The organism is Amycolatopsis sp. NPDC003676, from assembly GCF_053587275.1.
In genome coordinates this window covers 1-1,194 of sequence record NZ_JBSFNS010000356.1, presented here as the reverse complement: position 1 = coordinate 1,194, position 1,194 = coordinate 1, and the positions used below count along the sequence as shown (strand labels likewise).

Genomic DNA, 1,194 nt, shown 5'->3' with positions numbered 1-1,194 from the left:
GGTCTTTCAGTCCCCGATCCGGATCAGCGACCGGGCGCCCTGTCCCTGCCGCATCCGGTCGAACGCCTCGCCGACCTCCTCGAGCGAAATCCAGGACCCCGACTTCGCGGACTGTTCGGTGCCACCCCAGCTCTGAGCACCGCACCGCCGTGACCTGCGGCGACGCCCCAGCACGACGGTGCGATGCCAGCGACACGCCCGGGTACGGGTAACCTTCCCCCTCATGTGGATCATTCTCGCCATTTCCGTGGTCAGCTCCGTGATCATTGCGATCCTGTTCGCCACCGGCTTCCCGGAGCACTGAGCCGCCGCGGTAGCCGTCCTATAGCTGTCCGGCCCCGTTCGCGGGATGTGGTGAGAAGATGGCTGGGTGCCGAACAGTAGCCAGCCCAGTGCGCGGTCCGACGACGGCCGCTCGTTCGTAGTCGCCGACGCCACCGACAGCGCGCTGGTCGCCGGTTCGCTGGCCGTGGTCGTCGCGGCGCAGCGCCGTCAGCTCGTGCTCGTCGAGGAGCGGTCGGAGACGACCCCGGTTCGCCTGCGCGGCCGGTTGATCGGCGAATTGAACGACGACGGCATCGACGTCCGCGCCGGCTACGCCTTCACCGAGGGCACGGTCGAGATGGTCGACGCCGCCACGGTCCAGACACTGCACGAGACGACCGGCGCCCTGCTCGACGTCGGGGTGAACCTCACCCCGCCCGGCGGCCCGGCCCGGCTGCTGCCCAAGCGGTTCAACCGGCACACCTTCTGGTGCGGGCAGAGCGGGTCCGGCAAGACCTACGCGCTCGGCGTCGTGCTCGAGCAGGTGATCGCGCACACCGCGCTGCCCGTGGTGATCTTCGACCCCAATTCCGATTTCGTCCGGCTCGGCGAGATCGCCCCCGGTGCGACCGGCCCCACCGCCGACGCGTTGCGCGAGCGCGACATCCGGGTGCTGCGCCCGCATTCCGCGCACCCGCTGCGGGCCAGGTTCACCGCGCTGCCGCTGACCTCCAAAGCCGCGATCCTGCGGATCGATCCGATCGCCGATCGCGAGGAGAGCCGACGCCCGCGCATACCGAGCCGCGGCAGGTTCCGGGTGGTGGGCCGTGGGATCTCTGGCCGTGGTCGCTCAACGGGCTGATCCCGGAAGCAGCTGGCTGCGGCAGCGAAGGACGTACCCTCGATGCTCATTTGGCACTGCCGCAAGAC

The 1,194-nt window shown here is 69.8% G+C and carries 1 protein-coding gene; it reads left to right on the top strand.

Features of this window, described 5'->3' with window-relative positions; genetic code table 11:
- Positions 1–370 precede the first annotated feature (370 nt).
- Entirely contained in the window at positions 371–1,126 is a 756-nt protein-coding gene (locus ACWDNU_RS46380; protein WP_449673514.1) for a helicase HerA domain-containing protein, read from the top strand.
- The last annotated feature ends 68 nt before the right edge of the window (positions 1,127–1,194 follow it).